Origin of the sequence: Yersinia sp. 2545 StPb PI (assembly GCF_052217125.1) — a bacterium.
GTDB lineage: Bacteria > Pseudomonadota > Gammaproteobacteria > Enterobacterales > Enterobacteriaceae > Yersinia > Yersinia enterocolitica_E.
Genome location: NZ_JAZGPY010000001.1, coordinates 3,654,532 through 3,677,650, shown reverse-complemented (window position 1 = coordinate 3,677,650; position 23,119 = coordinate 3,654,532). Strand labels below are relative to the sequence as shown.

The following is a 23,119-nucleotide window of genomic DNA, read 5'->3' as shown; positions in this document are numbered from 1 at the left end:
TTGGTGATCAGTTCGATCTGCGCGGCAAACGGGCTGGTGTGATTCTTTCGAGAGGTAATGTGGATTTAGGCCGTCTAGCCAGCTTTATCGGCGGGACTTGCTGATATTGGAGAGGACTGAGTAAACAGCTAGCAGGCTAGCCTCCGATAAGCAATCTGAGGCGGGTTGAGGATTAGGATAATCTTGAATTTTTCCTATTTAACTGTATCCTTATACAGTGGTTTGGTTGGGGAAAGATAACATGCGTAAGATTATTCATGTCGATATGGATTGCTTCTTCGCGGCAGTGGAAATGCGCGACGATCCCAGTTTGCGTGATATTCCCATCGCGATTGGCGGCAGCCGCGATCGGCGTGGAGTGATCAGTACGGCCAATTACCCTGCCAGACGTTATGGTGTTCGTAGTGCTATGCCAACGGCGATGGCACTTAAACTCTGCCCACAGCTTAAAGTTATTCCTGGCAGAATGGCGGCTTATAAAGAGGCGTCGCTGCATATCCGTGAAATTTTCGCTCGCTATACCCCGCTGATTGAGCCGCTCTCGCTGGATGAAGCCTATCTGGATGTTTCTGATTGCTCTGCATGCAGTGGTTCTGCCACTTTAATTGCTCAGGAAATCCGTCAAGCCATTTCTGATGAACTGAGTCTGACCGCCTCCGCCGGTATTGCCCCGATAAAATTTCTGGCCAAAATTGCGTCAGATCTGAATAAACCGAATGGTCAATATGTCATCACCCCTAATCAGATTCAGCCTTTCCTGCATGATTTGCCGTTGAGTAAGATTCCTGGCGTGGGGAAAGTGACCGCTAAACGTTTACAAGAACTCGGGTTGGTTACTTGCGGCGAGGTACAAAACTATCCGCAGGCTGAACTATTAAAGCGTTTTGGCAAATTCGGTCATGTGTTGTGGGAGCGTAGCCACGGTATTGATGAGCGGGAAATATCCCCGGACAGATTGCGTAAATCGGTCGGTGTTGAAAGAACGCTGGCGGAAGATATTCATGACTGGGAAAGTTGTGAGGCATTGATTGAACAGCTTTATATTGAACTGGAAACTCGATTACGTAAAGTGAGGCCGGATCTGCATATTGCGCGTCAGGGTATTAAATTGAAATTTCATGATTTTCAACAAACTACGCAGGAGCATGTCTGGCCGGAACTGAATAAGACTGATCTGCTACAAGTGGCGCGCACTGCATGGAATGAACGGCGAGCCGGGCGGGGAGTTCGCTTGGTAGGGCTACATGTCACTTTACTGGATCCACAACTTGAGCGGCAATTATTGCTTAGTTGGGAATAGTATATGCAATAAAAAACGGCGGGTCGAAGCACCGCCGTTATCACATAAAGATCAATCAGATTTGTTTATGCCCGTTCTGGAATGGCTTTTAGCAGGGCGGTCAGTAACTGCCAATATTGACCCACGCTTTCGATATGAACTTGTTCATCCGGTGAATGTGGGCCGGTCATGGTTGGCCCAATCGACACCATATCCATATCCGGGTAAGGTTTTTTGAATAAACCACACTCCAGACCCGCGTGGATAACCATGATGTTCGGTGTTTTGTTGAACAGTTTTTGGTATGTTTCCCGCACCAATGCCATGACAGGAGAGGTTGGGTCCGGCTGCCAGCCAGGGTAACCGCCTTTCGGTAGCGTTTGTGCACCAGCCAACTGACCAATTGCCGTCAGCATGCTCACCACGTAATCTTTGCCGCTGTCGATCAGGGAACGAATCAGACAGATGATTTCTGCTTCGTTCTCATTCATGGTAACCACACCGACATTCAGTGAGGTCTCAACCACGCCTTTAACTGCATCACTCATGCGAATTACACCGTTTGGCGTGGCATTCAGCAGTGCCACTAAACGCTGCTGTGTGTCTTTAGTCAGCGCTTTTGTCTCAGTGGATACCGGTTCGAGCAGGAGTGCCAGATTTTTTTCCACCGCCGCCAGCTCGTTTTTCAACGTTGCCAGATACGCCTGACTAAGGCTTTTCAATTGATCGACTTTATCTGCACTAACTGCCAGGATCACCGAACCCTCACGCGGGATAGCGTTACGCAATGTACCGCCATTGAGATCCAATACGCGCAGATCCAGATCTTTTGCGTGTTCAAACAGGAAGCGGGCCAGCAGCTTGTTGGCATTGCCTAAACCTAAATGGATATCCGCACCGGAGTGACCACCTTTAAGGCCTTTTAAGGTCAGTTTCAGGGTTTGGAACCCAGCAGGAACGGCTTCGCGCTTCAGGGTCAGAGTGGTGATAAAATCAATACCACCAGCGCAACCCATATAGATTTCACCTTCCTGTTCAGAATCGGTATTAATCAGAATATCGGCTTTCAACCAATTAGGTTGCAGTCCGAAGGCACCATCCATACCGGCTTCTTCGGTCATGGTCAGTAACACTTCCAGTGGGCCATGTTCAACGCTGTCATCAGACAATACGGCCAGCGCAGAAGCCATACCAATGCCGTTATCCGCACCCAATGTGGTGCCACGGGCTTTAACCCATTCACCGTCGATATATGGTTGGATAGGATCTTTGGTAAAGTCATGTACCGTATCATTATTCTTCTGCGGAACCATATCCAGATGAGCTTGCAGCGCAACTGGCTTACGGTTCTCCATCCCTTTGGTAGCAGGCTTACGCAGCAAGATATTACCGACCTTGTCACGCTCAGCGTGCAGACCTTTTTCTTTGGCCCACGTCATAATGTGCTGCGCCAGCGCTTCTTCATGGTAAGACGGATGGGGGATTGAGCAGATTTTTGCGAAAATATCCCACAACGGCTGAGGCGAAAGTTGAGACAGTTCAGACACTGTAAGTCTCCTGTAACAGCATGCTCATATCGGCAACCTCAGGATGAAGATGTCAGAGATGCTATCGGGTTGATGACTAAAGATTTTAAGGGTAGTGACAAACCGCCATCGGAATGGCGAGATGGTTTGAGAATATCACTTTCATCGGCATTACGCGCGTTTCGCCGCACAATTACCGCATTAGACCCGATTAATTAACCCGATAATTGCTGGTTTTTATCCGGCTGGCTCACTATAATCTCGCGCAACCTTTTTTCCCCTTCTGATACATGGCAAGCCACTCCTTTACTGGCTGGGATTACACTTTATGAGCGAAAAATACGTCGTTACCTGGGATATGTTGCAAATTCACGCCCGCAAACTGGCACAGCGTTTACTGCCAGCCGATCAATGGAAAGGGATTATTGCGGTAAGCCGTGGTGGTTTGGTGCCTGCGGGTATTCTGGCGCGTGAGCTGGGTATTCGTTATGTCGACACCGTTTGCATCGCCAGTTATAACCATGATAACCAAGGCGAGCTTAAAGTCCTGAAACGTGCTGAAGGTGACGGCGAAGGCTTTATTGTGATTGATGATTTGGTTGATACTGGCGGCACTGCGAAAGCTATCCGTGAGATGTATCCGAAGGCACACTTTGTTACTATTTTCGCCAAACCTGCTGGTCGCCCATTAGTTGATGATTATGTGGTTGATATTCCTCAGGGCACCTGGATTGAGCAGCCGTGGGATATGGCTGTAACCTTTGTTGCTCCTTTAAGCGGTAAGTAATTTAGTTGGCTTTAAACGCCTGGTCAGCTCCGGGCGTTTCATTTTCTCCGCAGTATGAGTACACTTGACCCCATCTGACCAGCCCTTATCGGGCCTGAATCACGGCTTATGGAGGCTATCGTTACCATGGCACAAGCCAACCTCTCTGAAATTCTGTTTAAACCAAAGTTCAAGCATCCTGAAACTTCAACTCTCGTGCGGCATGCTCACTGCAACCATCCTATGACGGTACATTCTGCCTTGGACGGTGATACCACCAGCCATTGGTATCGGATGATCAACCGTTTGATATGGACCTGGCGCGGTGTTGATCCCCTTGAAATAGAAGAAGTGTTGTCACGCATTGCCTGTTCAAAGGCAGAACACAGCGATAACGAACTGCTAGATACCGTGGTGGGCTATCGCAATGGTAACTGGATTTATGAGTGGGCCCATCAGGGGATGCTGTGGCAGCAAAAAGCCATGGAAGAGACTGACCCATTGAATGCTGGTCAATACTGGTTAAATGCGGCCAATTTATACAGCATTGCGGGTTACCCACATCTGAAAGGTGATGAGCTGGCCGAGCAAGTCGAGGTGTTATCAAACCGCGCCTATGAAGCCGCCGCTGAACACCTGCCGTATAACCTGAAAGAGCTTAATTTCGCGATTTCAGATGGCGGTACGCTGGCGGGGTTCCTGCATATGCCGACTGTTGGCAGTGCGCCATTCCCAACGGTATTGATGTGTGGTGGGTTGGATACATTGCAAAGTGACTATCATCGCCTGTTCCGTGACTATCTGGCCCCGAAAGGGATAGCCATGTTGACGGTGGACATGCCATCGGTGGGGGCTTCGTCGCGTTGGAAGTTAACGCAGGACACCAGTTATCTGCATCAGCAAGTATTGCAGGCATTGCCGGATATCCCTTGGGTTGATCATCAGCGAGTCAGTGTTTTCGGTTTCCGTTTCGGTGCCAACGTAGCGGTGCGCCTGGGGTATTTAGAGCCGCAGCGGGTGCGTGCTGTGGCATGCCTTGGGCCGATTGTGCATTATCTTCTGTGTAACGCTGACAGCCAGCGCCAGGTGCCAGATATGTATATGGATGTTATGGCCAGCCGATTGGGAATGGCTGATGCGGCAGATGAAACGCTTAGAACAGAAATGAACCGTTATTCGCTGAAAACACAGGGGTTGCTGGGGCGGCGTTGCCAAACACCTATGTTGGCGGGCTACTGGGAAAATGATCCATTCAGCCCGAAAGAAGAGGCGAAGTTAATCTGTTCTTCCTCGGCGGATGGCAAGCTATTACCTATATCATCAACGCCGCTGTACGACAATTTCCACCGTGCATTATTGCAAGCCAGTGAGTGGTTAGAAGATAAAATGCGTTAATGAGTTGCTAATTTTTAACAGTTTGCTAAAAAGGATCGTCTATATAAGGAGATTTAAGAATGACGTCGACCAGTGCTCATCCTAAAAGTAAGCTTATGAAACGTTTTGCCGCTTTAGGACCATATCTGCGTGAAGGGCAGTGCCAGAGTGACCATTTTTTCTTTGACTGTTTAGCTGTTTGCGTCAATGTGAAGCTTGCCCCCGAGAAACGTGAGTTTTGGGGCTGGTGGATAGAGTTGGAACCGGCAGAAGACCATTTTACCTACGTTTACCAGTTCGGCCTGTTTAATAAAGAAGGCAGTTGGAAAGCGGAAAAGATTAAAGATCCTGAAATACAAGAGAAACTGGAGACCACGCTGCGTGGTTTCCATAAACGCCTTGCTGAGATGTTGACTTCAATTGAAATGAGATTGGAGCCAGCGCAGCATTTTAGCGATCAGCCGCTGAAGTTGTCCGCTTAGAAGTCTGTTTGTTAATGCCTAATTAAATAGAATATTCCCCCTTTAGCACAATAAAAGGGGGAATTTCTCATTCTGACTGTTGGCATTATGCCTCCCGCCTGCTACAAAGACCCATCCCCTTCGTACATAGAGCCGCAGGGTTGTTAGCTACGTTCATTCACCCGAGTCACATTTGTTCTTACATGAATAAGCTCATCGGGATGAGTTCGCTGGCAGCCATACTGCAACTCCAATTACTTTGGGTATATATTGTTTCTTTAATTCATCCCAATGGCAGAAAAATTATGAGTGGCAGCCAGACATTGGTTGTGAAATTGGGGACTAGTGTTCTGACCGGCGGTTCCCGTCGTCTTAACCGTGCCCATATTGTTGAACTGGTGCGCCAATGTGCCCAGCAACACGCAAAAGGTCATCGTATTGTTATTGTCACCTCCGGGGCGATTGCCGCCGGGCGTGAACACTTGGGTTATCCAGAATTGCCTGCCACTATTGCCTCAAAGCAACTGTTAGCCGCAGTTGGGCAAAGCCGGCTAATCCAGCTCTGGGAACAGCTGTTTTCCATCTATGGCATCCATATCGGTCAGATGTTACTGACCCGTGCTGATTTGGAAGACAGAGAGCGTTTTCTCAATGCCCGTGACACCATGAATGCCTTGCTGGATAACCGCATCGTGCCGGTAATCAATGAGAATGATGCTGTCGCCACCGCTGAAATCAAAGTAGGCGATAACGATAATCTCTCGGCACTGGCAGCCATTCTTGCCGGTGCCGATAAGCTACTGTTACTGACCGATCAGGCGGGGTTATACACGGCTGATCCGCGTAACAATCCTGAAGCTGAGCTTATTCGCGAAGTGCATGGTATCGATGATGCTTTGCGCGGAGTTGCTGGCGATAGTGTCTCAGGCCTTGGCACTGGTGGTATGGCCACTAAACTGCAAGCAGCAGATGTTGCCTGCCGCGCTGGTATTGATGTGATTATTGCCGCGGGCAGTCAGTCCGGTGTTATTGCGAATGTGATTGATGGCACGCCGGTTGGTACTCGCTTCCATGCACTGGAAACCCCGTTGGAAAACCGTAAACGCTGGATTTTTGGTGCACCGCCAGCGGGTGAAATTACGGTCGATGATGGGGCTGTAGCCGCTATTATGGAGCGCGGCAGTTCGCTGCTGCCCAAAGGTATTCGCAGTGTTCAAGGGGATTTCTCCCGTGGTGAAGTGATCCGTATCCGCAATCTTGGCGGGCGGGATTTGGCCCACGGTGTATCACGCTATAACAGCGATGCGCTGCGCATGTTAGCGGGGCATCACTCGCAACAAATCAGTGAAATCCTCGGGTACGAATATGGCCCGGTGGCGGTTCATCGTGACGATATGATTGTTAGCTAAGGAGCGAGCATGAGCATGCTGGAACAGATGGGGAAAGCCGCCAAACAGGCTTCCTGGCAGTTGGCAATGTTGAGCACGGCAAAGAAAAATCAGGCGCTGGCAGTAATAGCTAACCTGTTGGAATCTGAAAGTCAGGCTATTTTGCATGCCAACGAGCAAGATATGCAGGCTGCACGTGATACGGGCATGAGTGAGGCGCTGCTCGATCGGCTGTTATTGACCCCGGCACGCTTAGCGGCTATTGCTAATGATGTGCGTCAGGTATGCCGCCTGAATGACCCTGTGGGCCGCGTTATTGATGGCAGCCTACTTGACAGTGGCTTAAAGCTGGAACGCCGCCGTGTGCCTCTGGGGGTGATTGGTGTCATTTATGAAGCGCGTCCTAACGTTACGATTGATGTCGCCAGCCTCTGCTTGAAAACCGGCAATGCCGTGATTTTGCGGGGTGGCAAAGAGACTCATCACACTAATCAGGCAACCGTGAAGGTTATCCAGCAGGCACTGGAACAGTGCGGCTTACCCGCGGCGGCAGTGCAGGCGATTGAAAGCCCTGATCGGGAATTGGTAAATCAGTTACTGCGTATGGATCGCTATGTCGATATGTTGATTCCACGGGGTGGGGCTGGTTTACATAAACTGTGCCGTGAGCAATCAACCATTCCGGTGATTACCGGTGGTATTGGGGTTTGTCATACCTTTGTGGATGAAAGTGCTGATTTTGAGAAAGCGTTATTAGTGATTGAAAACGCCAAAGTTCAGCGGCCAAGTGCGTGTAACTCATTGGAAACCTTGCTGGTTCATCAAGCTATTGCAGAGCGCTTCCTGCCTGTACTCAGTACCCGAATGCATGCCTTTGGCGTGACACTGCATGCCAGCCCGCAGGCGCTGCCGTATCTGACCGAAGGTAAGGCCAAGGTAGTGGCTGTTGAAGCTGCTGATTATGACGATGAATGGTTATCTCTGGATTTGAATGTGGATATTGTGGCTAATATCAATGCTGCTATTGACCATATTCGCGAGCATGGCACCAGCCATTCTGATGCTATTCTGACCCGCTCACTCAGTAGCGCGGAACATTTTGTCCGGGCGGTGGATTCATCGGCAGTTTATGTCAATGCCAGCACCCGTTTCACCGATGGCGGCCAGTTTGGTTTAGGCGCTGAAGTGGCAGTAAGTACGCAAAAACTTCATGCCCGTGGCCCGATGGGGTTGGATGCATTGACAACCTATAAGTGGATTGGCTATGGCGACGATTTAGTGCGTAGCTAATTACCAGATAGAACATATACAGTAAAACGACATCTGGCTGCTGCTGCTGTCGTTTTATTTTTTTCTCTGGTTAATCTCCCTGTGAAGTATCAGCCTTTAAGTGTGAAATAGATCATTATTCGATGTAACGCGTTTATGGCTATTCATCAATTTACCTACCCAAAAATAGACAACCAAACACTTGTTGGGTTGCTTCTGCGTGTATTGTTATCCTCTTGATTATCTATCTTTATTTTTAGTGGAATATCCTTCCTGTCAGAATATTACTATTTAAAACTTATTTTCCTATCGGAAGAACTTGAGTTACCTCACAGAAAATGTGCTGTAACTGCTTGAAAACACGCTTACGATCGTTCTCTCAACTTTGAAATAGAGTAATAAAATACGCTTTACTCTATTTAGTCAAAATAATAAAACAAGCACATGTTTAAAAACAAACAAGTGTCCATTATGACCAGCCGAGAAAAACAAATATTGCAGCTTCTGAGACGAGATCCATTGATCCCCCAGCAAGAAATTGCCGATATTCTAGGCATTAGTCGCTCGGGGGTGGCGGGTCACATTATGAATCTAATGCAAAAAGGTTATATCAAAGGAAAGGGATATATATTATCTGAGCACAGTTATGTGGTGGTGGTTGGCTCGGTAAATATGGATGTTTGTGGTTATGCAGCCAGTAAGCTCATTTATGAAGATTCCAACCCAGGGAAAATAAAATGCACCCCAGGCGGTGTTGGGCGAAATATTGCTGAAAATATTGCACTATTAGGCAAAGAGTGCCATCTCATCTCGGTGGTGGGAGATGATTTTTATGGTGCGACCCTGATTGATGAGGCTAAACGCGCCGGTGTCAATGTCAGTAATTGCCACAGTTTGCACAGTGAAAATACCTCTACTTATGTTTCGTTACTCGATGATGGTGGCGAAATGTTGGTGGCGATTAATGATATGCGCATATTAGAAAAACTAACGCCGTCATTATTAGCAACCACCAAAGAGATAATTCAACACGCGGGAATATTAGTCGTCGACTGTAATTTAACCGAAGAAGCCCTCTCATGGATATTTACCAATGCCGGTAATGTTCCTGTATTCGTCGATACGGTTTCAGCATTCAAAGCACCCAGAATTAAAAACTGGTTATCCCATATTCACACGCTGAAACCTAATCGTCTGGAAGCAGAGATACTCAGTGGCATGAAAATTAACAGCCACGATGATATTCCGGTGGTGGCGCACTGGTTTCACCAACAAGGCGTCCAGCGCCTGGCATTAAGTATGGGAAAAAAGGGGGTTTATTTCAGTGAAATTGATGGACAGGTTGGCTGGTCATTGCCACTGAATATCAACATTGTGAATGTTACCGGGGCCGGAGACGCGATGATGTCTGGTTTAGCAAGTTGCTGGCTGGATGACATGGAATTTGCTGAGAGTATCCGTTTTGCTCAAGGGTGCTCAGCATTAACGCTCTCTTCGGAACTGACTAATAACCCCAATCTGTCAAATGGCAGTGTTAAAAAACTATTGGAATTACAACCATGACAAATAACGCAATGGCACAATCTTATTTAGATATATCACCAGAGGTTGCACAGGCTTTGGCGCAAAATAAAGCCGTCGTCGCATTAGAATCTACCATTATTTCTCATGGGATGCCTTACCCACAAAATGTAGAAACAGCGTTACTGGTAGAGCAGAAAATTCGTGAGAATGGCGCTGTGCCTGCCACTATTGCCGTTATAAACGGCCGGATGAAAGCGGGCCTATCCCGTGACGAAATAGAATTGCTGGGCAAGGAAGGCCATAGCATTATGAAAGTCAGCCGTCGTGATTTGCCTTTTGTGATAGCAAATGGACAACATGGTGCTACAACAGTGGCTTCCACCATGATTATTGCACAAATGGCGAAGATTAAGGTTTTTGCGACCGGCGGTATTGGTGGTGTACACCGTGGTGCGGCCACCACATTTGATATTTCCGCCGATTTACAGGAGTTGGCGAAAACTAATGTGACGGTGGTTTGCGCCGGCGCTAAATCTATTTTGGACTTAGGTCTAACCATGGAATATCTGGAAACTAATGGGGTGCCGGTTATTGGTTATCAGACTCGGTCACTGCCCGCTTTTTTCTGTCGGACCAGCCCGTTTGAGGTCAGTATTACCTTAGACAGTGCTGAGCAAATTGCGGCAGCAATGAATGCCAAATGGAGTATCGGCCTGCGTGGAGGAATGGTTGTTGCCAACCCCATCCCACCACAATATGCTTTACCCGAAGAGATGATCAATGCTGCCATTGATCAGGCAGTAAAAGAATCAGAAGAGCAGGGGGTTATTGGTAAAGAAAGTACGCCATTCCTGTTGGCCAGAGTAGCTGAATTAACCGGTGGTGACAGTTTAAACGCTAACATACAGTTGGTATTTAATAATGCGCAGTTAGCTGCCAAAATTGCCTGCTCCTATCAGAGCATTATTTAATAAAGAACGGTAACACGCTTTAAATATTGTCCTTATTACAAAATACTTGCTCATATCTTTGAGGTGCCCTGACACATTTGTTGTCCGAGGGGCACCTTTTCGAGCATGAGCTATCTATATAGGAACTTCGAGGTACTTCGGGGGGGTTATGGATTTATTGCGTAGTTTGGCGGGGATATGCATTTTATTGTTTATCGCCTATGTTTTTTCAGTAAATAAAAGAAAGATAAGATTACGGACCGTCGGGGCTGCATTATTATTGCAAATAACATTGGGTGCAGTCATGCTCTATGTTCCTGCTGGAAAGTGGTTTATCTCTTCGATTGCTAATACAGTGAATAGAGTTATTTCATATAGTGACGCAGGTAGCGCATTTATTTTTGGTGGTTTAGTTAGCCCAAAAATGAATGAGTTATTTGATGGCGCCGGTTTTGTTTTTGCTTTTCATGTCCTGCCGGCCATTATTTTCATCACTTCATTAATTTCTATTCTTTACTATCTCGGCATTATGGGATGGCTAATTAATATTCTCGGTTCTATATTTCAAAAGTTACTCGGTATCAGTAAAGTAGAGTCATTTGCCGCTGTCACCACTATCTTCCTTGGTCAGAATGAGATCCCAGCGGTAGTTAAACCCTTTATTAATAAGATGAACAGCAATGAACTGTTTACCGTCATCTGTAGCGGTATGGCGTCCATTGCAGGTTCTATGTTGGTGGGCTATGCCGGGCTTGGGGTCCCGATTGAATATTTATTGGCTGCTTCGTTAATGGCTATCCCTGGCGGGATATTATTTGCGCGTATTATCAGCCCGGCGACAGAAGAGTCAAAAGTTGAATTCAACGAGATGACATTCAGTGACAAACGCCCTGCCAGTATTATTGAAGCGGCAGCCAGTGGCGCGATGCTGGGATTGAAAATTGCGGTCGGGGTTGCCACCGTCGTGATGGCATTTGTTGCATTGATTGCGTTAATTAACGGCATTATTGGCGGAATTGGCGGCATCTTTGGTTTCGAACAGCTCAGTCTGGAAAGTATCCTTGGCTATGTGTTCTCGCCTCTGGCTTATATTATGGGCGTATCTTGGGAACATGCTTCACTGGCGGGTGGTTTTATCGGCCAGAAATTAGCCATTAATGAGTTCGTAGCCTATTTGAGTTTCTCTCCTTATCTGAAAGAAACCATAGCGACATTAGATGTAAAAACGATTGCAGTTATCTCTTTTGCGTTGTGTGGTTTTGCCAACTTTGGCTCAATTGCTGTCGTGGTGGGCGCTTTCAGTGCTGTTGCACCCGAAAGATCATCTGAAATTGCGCGCTTAGGATTCCGTGCGCTACTGGCGGCAACATTATCTAATCTGATGAGTGCCACAATCGCCGGGCTATTTATTGGTTTGGGGAGTTTATTACCGGGCTAGGCTTATTGATATTTCTTCTGGTGCATTAATCTACTGATAAAAAGGATTAATGCACTAATCAACCCTTTAATCTAGCGGATGGCGCTTGAGATAGTAACTGACTTTATAATCAACCGGATTAAAGGTTATCACCGAAAAATCTACCACGACTCCGTCAGTTCCATTGGATACGGCGAGTAATTGCAGCAGCAGGGTACGTGGGTCGCAATGGAGTTGCAGGGCAAACTCCTGACTGGCGACAATAGGTAAAAATGTCTGCCGGCAACCTTCAATCTGATAATTAGCATGTTTTTCAATAAAGTCATATTTAGATGATTCAAGATGATGGTAAGTTAAATCCGGCATCAGAGAGACTGGCAGATAACTCTCTTCTATCTGAATAATCTGTTTGTCAGCATAACGTAATCGTTTGATATAATATATTTTATCGTCTTGATTGATGTTTAACTGACTGGCAATGTCTTGCGATGCCCTAATAATTTTGAACTCAGAAACTTCAGTATGTGGTGTCTTGCCGAGCATTTTCATCTGTTCGGTGAAACTGTTCAGATGATTATTATCATGTTTAAGATCTTTCCCGATAATAAATGTCCCTCGCCCTTGTTGCCGTTCCAGTAAACCATCTTGAATTAAGACATCCAGTGCTTTTCTGACTGTCATTCGTGATGCACCAAAACGCTCTGCTAACTGAATTTCTGATGGTAAGCAATCACCCAGCGAAATATCCTGATGATTTATTAATTTTCGAATATTTGTTACCAGATTTTTATATACCATTTTTATACCTATTCAGAGGGCGGCTTGTATCATGAATATTTTTGTAATTCATTGATAATTAATTATTAAAATTTCATTGGTATAAAAAATGACTCAAATGTCTAATTTGAGCGTTAATAATGTACAAGTCAGACTGATGATTTAATGCTGCCTGGATCACAAATTTTTATCAATTGCCACGTTCTCTCTCTAGTGCTCTCCGTTTAAGATTAGTTGTAAAGGATATTGGTCTGGTTCAGTCCAACAGCGTATTCAAAGCCTATGCGGGTTTCTTATATCTTGAAATCCTGGGGTGGAAATTAAACTTTCGGTTTTTTTATAAAAATAATTAAAGTAATTCAAGCATCTGCCGATAACCATACTGATACTTATATGCTCATTAAAATAATCTGGGTAGCCAGAGCAATAAATTAAAGATGGGGAATGGCAGGTGAGCGAAACGTCTAAAGAAAATTTTGTCAAAACGAATAAATTAGCGATCTGTGCAATTCTTCGAGATTTAAAGAAGAACGATACCGCAGTGATGGTTATGCATGCGCGCGGACAATTTATCAGCCGTATTCTGGATGTGGTACCTGAGACGAATCAGTTTATTTTTGATTTTGGTAGTGTAGAACACGAGAACCGTCTGGCCCTTGCTGCTAATCAATTGACTATTATTGCAGAACCTACGGGCGCAAAAATTGAATTTACTTGTAATTCACTGAAAGAAATAAAATATTTATCACTACCTGCCTTTAGCTCGGCTATTCCTGAGCAGCTTTATTTTATCCAACGGCGGGAATATTTTCGTGTAAACATTCCTCAATGGCCCCCTTATTATTGTTCTGGGAAATTTACTGATGGCAGTAATTTCTCGTACACATTAGGGGATATTTCCCTGGGGGGCATGGGTCTGTATGCAGTGAAAGGCAGTGAGTTCCCCCTTCAGGAATGCGGTATATTACGAGATGCCTCAGTGGATTTATGTGGTTTTGGTGTTTTTAAGCTGGACCTGCAGTTTATCCGGGCCATTGATAAACAGGTAGTGAATAACAAAGGTGAAACCCTCACAGTACAACGCTTGAGTTTTAAATTTCCTCGTCTGAGTCCAATCCAAGAAAAAGGGCTGCAACGCGCCATTTTTGAGTTAGAGAAACAGCAAACTGCCAAGGCACGAAAATTTCAAGACAGCATCTAGTTTCTGAAAGTATGGGGTGATTACCAACAGTCTGTGTAATAGTGGCAAGGCGGCAGGTATTTAAATTACAGTACCTGCTGTTAATGTAACCTTTTGATTTATTTCTCTCATTTTATGCCCTGATCCTTAATTTCTCCTTTGGGCTATAGTTAATACTATTCAGCTTTTTTGCTGTCGTACGTTTATTGCGTATCGTCAGCCTTTACTCGCCCCTTTTTTATGACTGGATACTTTGGTGTATCCGTCTTTTGCTTTCCACCTTCACTCGGCATTTTTGACAGCATTCTGCCTGTAAGGCGTTTTCTGCTCAATATCACGCGGCTCGCACGGCTCAGGAAGCTCACCTGAGCAATCCGTTTGGATACGCCTTTTAACGGCTATTCCCGACTTTTCATTATGCAGATTGCCATCAGACTGTATGAGCACCCGACCAGAAAGGTACCTATGAAATTATTTCTAAAGGCTATTCTTGGATCACCCACCGCAGCGACTCCCCCTTGGCATGATACTGCACCTGTAAGGGATGAGCTATTCAGTGTGGAGCGATTGGAACAGCATGCTGAGAGCCTTGCCAAAGCGCAGTCGATAACTACCCACCCACCACGGGTATCTACTCTGCATGCCCGCCTGAATGATAATGCCAATACGCTGCTGGCAGCATATCGGGCCAGTGCCGCAGAACTGGAAAAGGGCCGCGCAGTAGTCCCTGCGGCTGAGTGGCTGTTGGATAATTATCATCTGGTTGAAGAGCAGATCCGCGAGATCCGTGATGATTTGCCGCCGGGTTATTACCGTCAATTGCCGAAGCTGGCCGACGGCCCCTTCGCTGGCTATCCACGGGTATTTGGCATTACCTGGGCTTTTGTGGCGCACACTGACAGCCATCTGGACCCGGATGTATTATGCCGTTTTATTATGGCGTATCAGCGTGTTCAACCGCTGACTATTGGTGAACTCTGGGCGGTGGCGATTACGCTGCGTATTGTGCTGATAGAGAATTTACGCCGTCTGGCTGATCAGATAACTCAAGGTCGTAAAGATCGGGCAGATGCTGAGGCGCTGGCGAATCGCTTATTGGACGCCGGCGATAGCCGATTGGCTCTGGAGTCTGATATTACGGTGCGATCCAGTGAGCCTTTATCTGAGCAATTTGCATCTCAATTGGCAAAGCGGTTACGTGATCAAGACCCACGCACCACGCCAGCATTGGGCTGGCTGGAAGATCGCCTTCAATTACAAGGGCTATCGATTAGTGAAGTTGTACAACGAGCTCAACTACGGCAGGGGTCATCTAACGTTTCGGTCCGAAATGTTATTACCAGTATGCGGTTGATCTCGGATATTGACTGGGCTGATCTGTTTGAGAGTGTAAGCCTGGTCGATGAATGCTTACGCCAGGGCAGCACCTTCGCCAGTATGGATTTTCAAACCCGCAATTTGTACCGCAGTGCCATCGAACAATTATGCCGAGGTTCCACCTTCACTGAACTGGAAATTGCCGCTCTTGCCCTGCAAGTCGCACAGACTTCAGCCGAGGCCGCAGAGCCAGAGAATGTCGAACGCTGCCGTGACCCAGGCTATCACTTGATTGGGGCGGGAAGGCGTGAATTAGAGAATCAACTCAGATTCAGTCCTTCAATACGTTTGTGGTTTAGCCGCTTGAGCGTCAGCTTTGGTGTTGGCGGTTTTATGGCGGCCATTTTCCTGGTCACTGCCGGATTACTGGCATTGGTGCTGTGGGCACTCTCTTTCCCCGGACTGGCGACGGGCTGGCTGGTATTATTTACCTTAATCGCATTTATCCCTGCGACAGATGTGGCAACTGCCCTGGTAAACCGCGTTATCACCTGGAGCTTTGGTGCCACGATTTTACCGGGATTGGAGCTAACCAGTGGCGTACCGGATGGATTGCGTACCTTGGTGGTGGTGCCCACGTTGCTCACCAGTAAAAGCGATTTATTGGAGCAAATCGAGCAGCTAGAAGTCCATCATTTATCGGGGGCTACAGGTTCTCTTACCTTTGCTCTGTTGTTGGATGGGGTTGATGCAGACCAGCAAGTCATACCGAGTGATGGTCCACTACTGCTATTAGCCGATGAGGCTATTGCACGGCTTAATCAACGATATGGCCCCGGTCCTGCCGGGCCGCGCTTTCTGCTGTTGTACCGTCAGCGAAGGTTTAATGAAAGTGAAAACCGTTGGATGGGCTGGGAGCGTAAACGGGGCAAGTTGCATGAACTTAACCGCCTGTTACGGGGGGCGACGGACACCTCATTTATTGCCACCGCCGCCGGTGAACCACAGGTGCCAACCGATGTGCGTTATGTCATTACGCTGGATGCCGATACCCGACTGCCGCGCGATGCTGCCCTGCGCTTGATTGGCAAAATGGCGCATCCGCTGAACCAACCACGCTTTAGTGCAGACCAGCAGCGGGTCATCGATGGTTATGGCATCCTTCAGCCGCGTGTGACGCTGGCATTGCCGATGGGCAAAGGTGGATCGTTATACCAACGGGTATTTTCTGGTCCTGGGGGGATGGACCCTTACGCTGCCGCAGTTTCAGATGTTTATCAGGATATGTTTGGCGAAGGCTCTTATACCGGCAAAGGTATTTATGATGTTGATGCGTTTGAAGCCTCGCTGGCCGGCAGGGTGCCAGAAAATGCCTTACTCAGCCATGATCTGTTTGAGGGGATTTTTGCCCGTGCCGGATTGGCTTCGGATATTGAAGTGGTGGAAGAGTCACCCGCCCGCTATGACGTAATTACCAAGCGTCAGCATCGCTGGACGCGGGGTGACTGGCAATTATTGCGTTGGGTGGTCAGGAACGACAAAGACAGCAAAAATGTTCCATTGCTGGGCCGTTGGAAAATGGTGGATAACTTGCGCCGCTCACTGGTTGCTCCCTTTGCGCTAATGTTGCTGGGTTGCAGTTGGATGCTACCCATGCCTGCTGCGTGGGTTGGGGTGCTGGTAGTCATCTTGCTGATCGCGTTCCCCTCTTTTCTACCCATTTTGTTCTCATTATGGCCGGCTCAGAATACTCGGCTGAGTAACCATTTACGTTCTTTACTCGATGATACTAAACGAGCAGGCAGTCAGACGTTGTTGTCATTGATTTTCCTGGCTGACCACGCCTGGCAGATGGTTGATGCTATTGGCCGCACGCTAATTCGCCTATTTATTACCCATCGTAATTTACTGGAGTGGACCACCGCCGCACAATCTGCCGGTAAACCCCACCCCGGTGTCGCCGGTTTTTATCGCCATATGGCGGGTGGAACGCTATTAGGTTTGCTGATGGCCGCCATTGCATTGATGGTTTCGCCCTTGGCCTGGCCACTGATTTTACCCTTTGCCATTATATGGTTTTTCGCTCCGGCCATCGCGTTGTGGGTCAGTCGTTCCCATCAGGTAGCACAACATAAACCGATAACGGCGGAAGATATCCCCGAGTTGCGTCTGACCGCCCGGCGCACTTGGCGCTTCTTTGAAACCTTTGTTACGCCTGATGAAAACATGCTGCCGCCTGATAACTTTCAGGAAGATCCAAAACCTGTGGTGGCACACCGCACTTCACCGACCAATATGGGATTGTATTTACTCTCGACTGTGGCTGCTCGCGATTTTGGTTGGGCGGGTACCTATCGCACCTTGATGCGGCTGGAAGCAACTTTTGAAACCTTTCATAAACTGGCGCGTTTCCGCGGGCATTTCTTTAACTGGTATGGCACGCAGGATCTACGGGCGCTGGAACCGGCTTATGTTTCTTCGGTCGACAGTGGCAACCTGGCCGGGCATTTGATTGTGCTGGCCAATACCTGTGAAGAGTGGGCGGCAGAACCGCTGGCGACTAACGGCGCTAAGGGGTTGATGGATAACCTGTTGTTGGCCGAGATATCCTTTAACGCGTTACCCGCGGGTGATGCTGATTTTAAACGTAAGCTGTGGGCAGTTTTAGAACAAATCCGTATGGATTTAAAGGGAGTCGGTGACACTGAAATGTTACCGCTGTCGTTAAAACCGTTATTGGTCAAAGCCTCAGCGATGGTGCATGGTGTCGCACGCTCTATTGATGATAATGCATTTATTGATTTGAGTTATTGGATTGAAGTACTGATTTTGGCGGCCGCTGAACATGAATATGACCAGCAACTCACGCAGGAGATGCAGGAGCAAGTTAATGATCGGTTGTTGAAATTGGCTGCTGAATCCCGCCATATGGCGCTGGCGATGGATTTTGCTTTCCTGCTTGATCCCGAGCGTAAATTATTATCCATCGGTTATTCGTTGGTGGATAACAGCCTTGATCCGAGTTGCTACGACTTACTGGCCTCAGAGGCTCGCCTTGCCAGTCTATTTGCTATCGCCAAAGGCGATGTACCGACCCGTCATTGGTTCCGTCTGGGGCGAGCGGCGACCCCGATTGGTAAAGGGGCTGCGCTGATTTCATGGTCTGGCTCGATGTTCGAATACCTGATGCCCTCACTGGTGATGCGTGCGCCGGCGGGCAGCTTGCTGGAACAAACGAATCAACTGGTGGTTGAACGGCAACAGGCTTATGGCCGCAGCTTGAATATCCCGTGGGGCATTTCTGAGTCGGCGTACAGTGCACGTGATATCGAGTTTACTTATCAATATTCTAACTTTGGTGTCCCTGGGTTGGGGTTAAAACGTGGTTTATCAGAAAATACCGTAATCGCGCCTTATGCTACCGGGCTGGCAGCTATGATTGATCCACACGGTGCGCTGCAAAACTATGAAAAACTGGCGGAGATGGGTGCGTTAGGCCGCTATGGTTACTATGAAGCACTGGATTTCACCCGCTCGCGCTTGCCGGAACATCAGCAGGTGGTAATTGTACGCAACTATATGGCGCACCATCAGGGAATGACCATTGTTGCTATTGCCAATACCTTACAGCAAGGACGGATGCGCAACCGTTTTCACCATGAGCCAATGATTCAGGCTTGCGAATTACTGTTGCAGGAGCGGATGCCTCGCAATGTGGCGATTGCTTATCCTCGGACCGAGGAGGTGTTGCTTTCAGCGGTGGCAGACAGTGCATTACCAACCATTCGCCGCTTGTCCTCACCGGTTATTGGAGCACCCGTGACTCACCTGTTATCCAATGGCCGTTATGCTGTGATGCTGACCAGCGCGGGGGCTGGCTACAGCCGATGGCTGGATGTCGCGGTCACTCGCTGGCGGGAAGATACTACTTGTGATGATTACGGCTCCTTTATTTTCCTGCGTGATTTGCGCAGTGGCCGCAGTTGGTCTGCCGGGGCGCAACTGGCCGCCAGTGATAATTCCCATCGTGAGGTGATTTTCAGTGAGGATCATGCCGAATTTATCTGCCGCGACGGTACGCTGACCAGCACCATGGATGTGCTTATCTCCAGTGAAGATGATGGTGAAGTACGGCGGATCTCGTTACTTAACACGGGTCGCCGTGCGCGGGAGATTGAACTGACCTCTTATGCTGAAGTGGTACTCACTGCGGCCGCAGCAGACAGTGCGCATCCGGCATTCGCCAAAATGTTTGTGGTTACTGAATATCTGGCGGAATTGGGTGCATTAATTGCGACGCGGCGGCCCAGAACAGCACAAGAACCGCAAGTCTGGGCGGCGCATTTCTTGGTTGCTGATGGCCTGCCGATGAGTGAGCTGCAATATGAATCGGATCGGGCCAAGTTTATTGGTCGCGGTAACCGGGTTATTAGCTCGGCTGCCATGCAAGTGGGAGTGGCACTGTCAAATACCGTGGGTACAGTGCTGGATCCGATATTCTCACTGCGCCAGAGCTTGCTGGTACCGGCGGGCAAGACGGTTACGGTTTCCTTCTGGACACTGATTGCTTCATCGAAAGAAGCTTTGCTGGATATGGTGGATAAACACCGGGACCGCAGTGCGTATGATCGTGCTAAAACATTGGCTTGGACCCAGGCTCAGGTGCAGTTACGCCATTTGGAGATTAAAGCTGAGGAGGCGGCAGATTTTCAGCAACTGGCCGCGCCTATTTTGTATGCCGATGCCCGCTTCCGTTCGCCATCGACAACTATCATACGTGGTGCAGGGGCCCAATCAGCATTATGGACTCAATCCATATCGGGTGATTTGCCGATAGTTCTGCTGCGTATTGATGATATCGAAGACATTGATCAGGTGCGGCAATTACTGCGCGCACATGAATACTGGCGCATGAAACGTTTGGCGGTTGATCTGGTTATCATCAATGAACGGGCGTCTTCTTATGTACAAGATTTGCAAATCGCTATAGAAACCGCAGTGCGCAGTAGCCAGTCACGGCCACACTTGGGTGATCAGCTACGACAAGGTTCGGCCTATGCCTTGCGTGCTGATCTGATGAGTGCAGAGACTCGATCGCTACTCCGTTCGGTTGCTCGGGTGGTGTTATCAGCCCGTTATGGCACATTGGGTAATCAACTCAACCATCTGTTATTCACTCTGGACAAGAAAATTGTTCCTTCAGATAAAAAGCTGTTCGCATCGGATAAAAAGTTATTCACATCAGATAAGCGCCTGTTAGCACAGGATAAAAAGTTATTAACAGCAGATAAGAAAGTCAGTTTCTCACTGGTCAAACCGGTTAACTTGCCGACGGCAACCTTATTACCCTTACCTGAAAATCTGGAGTTCTTTAATGGTCTGGGAGGGTTTGGCTTGCAAGGGCAGGAATATATAACTTGCCTGAATGATGGGGAAAATACCCCCGCGCCCTGGGTGAATGTGATTTCCAATCAGACCTTCGGTTTTCAGGTTTCGGCTACCGGTAGTGGCTATACCTGGGCTGAAAATAGCCGAGAAAACCAGATAACGCCGTGGCTCAATGATCCCGTTATCGATTCGTCTGGCGAATGCCTGTATCTGCGCGATGAAGACTCTGGGCTGCTCTGGAGTCCTACGGCACAGCCGATCCGCGATGGTGGCACCTATATCGCTCGCCACGGTCATGGCTATAGTCGGTTTGAGCATCAGGCTAATGGTATTGGCATGACGCTGCTGCAATTTGTGCCGCTGGCGGATCCTATCAAGATATCCCGTCTGACATTGCGCAATATGTCGGATAAACCACGGCGTATCTCGGTGACCGCCTATGCCGAATGGGTACTGGCGACTTCTCGCGGGGCGACCGGGCCATTTATTATTACCGAAATGGATGAACCAACCGGTGCCATGTTGGCGCGAAATCCCTGGAGCACCGCCTTCCCCGGCAGAGTTTCCTTCGCTGACTTAAATGGACAGCAAACTAGCTGGACCGCCGATCGTAGCGAGTTCCTCGGACATTATCGAGACAGCTCTGCACCGTTAGCCCTATCGGCAATAATACCGCTTTCCGGTACGACCGGTGCCGGGTTTGATCCCTGTAGTGCGCTGCAACAAACGATTGAACTGGCGGTGGGTGAACAGGTCGAGGTGGTGTGGTTTATCGGCCAGTGTGCTTCAGTGAGTGAGGCACAAGCTTTAATTACCCGTTACCGTACGGCAAATCTGGATGCGGTGTTGAGTGACGTCACCGATTACTGGCGTACCTTGCTGAAGGCTATCCAAGTGAAAACGCCGGATCGGCAGATGGATATCATGCTCAACGGCTGGCTGCTTTATCAAACGCTGGCATGCCGTGTTTGGGCAAGGTCGGCATTTTATCAGGCCAGTGGCGCTTATGGTTTCCGCGATCAATTACAAGACGGCATGGCGCTAACCTTTGTTCAACCGGATACGACGCGACATCACCTATTGCGCGCCGCCGGGCGACAATTTATCGAAGGTGATGTACAGCACTGGTGGTTGCCTCACTCCGGGCAGGGGGTGCGAACTCGCATCTCTGATGACCGGGTTTGGCTCTCTTTTGCCACCGCCACGTATATTCTTGCAAGCGGTGATAGCGGTGTGCTGGATGAAACAGTACCGTACCTCGAAGGGCCGATATTGCACCCAGGCGAACACGATGCTTTCTTCCAGCCACTGGTGGCACAGGAAAGCGCCTCACTGTTTGAACATTGTGCCAAAGGGTTGGATCAATGCATTGAATTGACCGGAGAGCTTGGTTTACCGCTGATGGGGACCGGTGACTGGAATGATGGCATGAATAGAGTCGGTGAAGGGGGAAAAGGGGAGAGTGTTTGGTTGGGTTGGTTGCTGGTGGCAACGCTGAAAATGCTCATTCCGTTAGCGAGCGAGCGTGACCCTCGACGGGCCAGGCAGTGGCAGGAACATCTCAGTGGTTTAATCGAGGCATTAGAGCGGGAAGCATGGGATGGCGACTGGTATCGCCGTGCAACCTTTGATAATGGCAGTTGGCTGGGATCTAAAGCGTGCAACGAGTGCCGTATTGACTCTATTGCCCAGTCGTGGGCGGTGCTATCGGGGGCCGCCGACCCACTACGAGCCGTACAAGCAATGGCTTCACTGGAACAACATCTTATTCGTCCCGATGATGGGATGGCACTGCTATTCACTCCGCCTTTTGACAAAACGCCAGATGATCCTGGTTATATCAAAGGCTATCCGCCTGGTTTACGGGAAAACGGGGGGCAATATAGCCATGCTGCCATGTGGGTGATTTTAGCCTTTGCTGAATTAGGTGAGGGGGATAAGGCCCGCAACCTGTTTGCATTGCTCAATCCGATAAATCATGGCAATACCCCTGCGGGGATTGCGCGTTACAAAGTCGAACCCTATGTGGTCGCAGCCGATGTCTATTCAGTCGCACCTCATGTTGGGCGCGGTGGCTGGACGTGGTATACCGGTTCTGCGGGCTGGATGCAGCGCGCGGGTATGGAAGGTATTCTGGGGATCCGGCGTGAAGGCGGGGAACTGGTGATTAATCCTTGCATACCCGCCAGTTGGCCGGGATTTGAGGCGACGGTTAATCTGGCTAACACGCGCTATGTTATTCGTGTTGAAAGTCCGGCCCAGCGCTGTCAGGGGATTAGTTCGGCGACATTGAATGGTTTGGCACTCGCCTATCAATCCGACGGGGTACGAGTTGCTCTGGATGGTGGCGAATACGAACTGATTATTATTTTATAACCAATATCGATTCAGTCGGGGTAGTCAATTAGCACTATCTTGACTGAACAAAATAAAAACTGAAAAATATGTTGAATTATCATGCAACTGCCCCAATATTATACACTTGTCACTAAGGAGGTTGCGC

Annotated in this window: 13 protein-coding genes; 11 read left to right on the top strand and 2 right to left on the bottom strand. The window is 48.5% G+C overall.

The features are described 5' to 3' along the window. Positions 1 to 241: 241 nt before the first annotated feature. The gene (gene dinB, locus V1955_RS17255; protein ID WP_083160127.1) at positions 242 to 1,300 is read left to right on the top strand and encodes a DNA polymerase IV; all 1,059 of its coding nucleotides are present in this window, start codon (positions 242 to 244) and stop codon (positions 1,298 to 1,300) included. A 65-nt stretch (positions 1,301 to 1,365) separates the two neighbouring features. Here the strand turns inward: dinB and pepD are convergent, their stop codons facing one another. Next, positions 1,366 to 2,826, bottom strand: a complete 1,461-nt coding sequence (gene pepD, locus V1955_RS17250; RefSeq protein ID WP_442821220.1) for a beta-Ala-His dipeptidase — start codon at positions 2,824 to 2,826, stop codon at positions 1,366 to 1,368. Positions 2,827 to 3,133: 307 nt separating this feature from the next. On the opposite strand from pepD, the gene gpt reads away from it, so the two are divergent. From gpt to V1955_RS17210, 8 genes are all read left to right on the top strand, one after another. Continuing rightward, a complete protein-coding gene (gene gpt / locus V1955_RS17245; RefSeq protein ID WP_083160123.1) occupies positions 3,134 to 3,592 on the top strand; it encodes a xanthine phosphoribosyltransferase in 459 nt (152 codons plus the stop codon). Positions 3,593 to 3,718: 126 nt separating this feature from the next. Continuing rightward, a complete protein-coding gene (gene frsA / locus V1955_RS17240; protein WP_372568750.1) occupies positions 3,719 to 4,966 on the top strand; it encodes an esterase FrsA in 1,248 nt (415 codons plus the stop codon). Positions 4,967 to 5,025: 59 nt separating this feature from the next. Continuing rightward, entirely contained in the window at positions 5,026 to 5,427 is a 402-nt protein-coding gene (gene crl, locus V1955_RS17235) for a sigma factor-binding protein Crl (RefSeq protein WP_083160119.1), read from the top strand. A 284-nt stretch (positions 5,428 to 5,711) separates the two neighbouring features. Next, the gene (proB, locus tag V1955_RS17230; protein WP_083163836.1) at positions 5,712 to 6,815 is read left to right on the top strand and encodes a glutamate 5-kinase; all 1,104 of its coding nucleotides are present in this window, start codon (positions 5,712 to 5,714) and stop codon (positions 6,813 to 6,815) included. A 15-nt stretch (positions 6,816 to 6,830) separates the two neighbouring features. Beyond that, positions 6,831 to 8,084, top strand: a complete 1,254-nt coding sequence (gene proA, locus V1955_RS17225; protein WP_420073550.1) for a glutamate-5-semialdehyde dehydrogenase — start codon at positions 6,831 to 6,833, stop codon at positions 8,082 to 8,084. A 423-nt stretch (positions 8,085 to 8,507) separates the two neighbouring features. Beyond that, the gene (locus V1955_RS17220) at positions 8,508 to 9,626 is read left to right on the top strand and encodes a PfkB family carbohydrate kinase (RefSeq protein WP_442821219.1); all 1,119 of its coding nucleotides are present in this window, start codon (positions 8,508 to 8,510) and stop codon (positions 9,624 to 9,626) included. After that, positions 9,623 to 10,558 carry a pseudouridine-5'-phosphate glycosidase gene (locus tag V1955_RS17215; protein ID WP_083160113.1) on the top strand — a complete coding sequence of 312 codons (936 nt, stop codon included), beginning with the start codon at positions 9,623 to 9,625 and terminating at the stop codon, positions 10,556 to 10,558. Before V1955_RS17220 ends, V1955_RS17215 begins: the two co-directional genes overlap by 4 nt. Before the next feature lie 148 nt (positions 10,559 to 10,706). Further along, entirely contained in the window at positions 10,707 to 11,975 is a 1,269-nt protein-coding gene (locus V1955_RS17210) for a NupC/NupG family nucleoside CNT transporter (RefSeq protein WP_083160111.1), read from the top strand. A gap of 66 nt (positions 11,976 to 12,041) precedes the next feature. On the opposite strand, the gene V1955_RS17205 is transcribed toward V1955_RS17210, so the two are convergent. Beyond that, positions 12,042 to 12,752 carry a GntR family transcriptional regulator gene (locus V1955_RS17205; RefSeq protein WP_083160109.1) on the bottom strand — a complete coding sequence of 237 codons (711 nt, stop codon included), beginning with the start codon at positions 12,750 to 12,752 and terminating at the stop codon, positions 12,042 to 12,044. 430 nt (positions 12,753 to 13,182) lie between these two features. On the opposite strand from V1955_RS17205, the gene V1955_RS17200 reads away from it, so the two are divergent. Next, positions 13,183 to 13,932, top strand: a complete 750-nt coding sequence (locus V1955_RS17200; protein ID WP_083160107.1) for a flagellar brake protein — start codon at positions 13,183 to 13,185, stop codon at positions 13,930 to 13,932. 444 nt (positions 13,933 to 14,376) lie between these two features. Beyond that, a complete protein-coding gene (locus V1955_RS17195; protein WP_442821218.1) occupies positions 14,377 to 22,992 on the top strand; it encodes a GH36-type glycosyl hydrolase domain-containing protein in 8,616 nt (2,871 codons plus the stop codon). The last annotated feature ends 127 nt before the right edge of the window (positions 22,993 to 23,119 follow it).

What these genes read in the sequence shown, in the direction of transcription:
- proB (WP_083163836.1), top strand. Translation starts at nt 5,712, where the DNA reads ATGAGTGGCAGCCAGACATTGGTTGTGAAATTGGGGACTAGTGTTCTG.
- proA (WP_420073550.1), top strand. Translation starts at nt 6,831, where the DNA reads ATGCTGGAACAGATGGGGAAAGCCGCCAAACAGGCTTCCTGGCAGTTG.
- crl (WP_083160119.1), top strand. Translation starts at nt 5,026, where the DNA reads ATGACGTCGACCAGTGCTCATCCTAAAAGTAAGCTTATGAAACGTTTT.
- gpt (WP_083160123.1), top strand. Translation starts at nt 3,134, where the DNA reads ATGAGCGAAAAATACGTCGTTACCTGGGATATGTTGCAAATTCACGCC.
- V1955_RS17205 (WP_083160109.1), bottom strand. Translation starts at nt 12,752, where the DNA reads ATGGTATATAAAAATCTGGTAACAAATATTCGAAAATTAATAAATCAT.
- V1955_RS17215 (WP_083160113.1), top strand. Translation starts at nt 9,623, where the DNA reads ATGACAAATAACGCAATGGCACAATCTTATTTAGATATATCACCAGAG.
- dinB (WP_083160127.1), top strand. Translation starts at nt 242, where the DNA reads ATGCGTAAGATTATTCATGTCGATATGGATTGCTTCTTCGCGGCAGTG.
- V1955_RS17210 (WP_083160111.1), top strand. Translation starts at nt 10,707, where the DNA reads ATGGATTTATTGCGTAGTTTGGCGGGGATATGCATTTTATTGTTTATC.
- V1955_RS17195 (WP_442821218.1), top strand. Translation starts at nt 14,377, where the DNA reads ATGAAATTATTTCTAAAGGCTATTCTTGGATCACCCACCGCAGCGACT.
- frsA (WP_372568750.1), top strand. Translation starts at nt 3,719, where the DNA reads ATGGCACAAGCCAACCTCTCTGAAATTCTGTTTAAACCAAAGTTCAAG.
- V1955_RS17220 (WP_442821219.1), top strand. Translation starts at nt 8,508, where the DNA reads ATGTTTAAAAACAAACAAGTGTCCATTATGACCAGCCGAGAAAAACAA.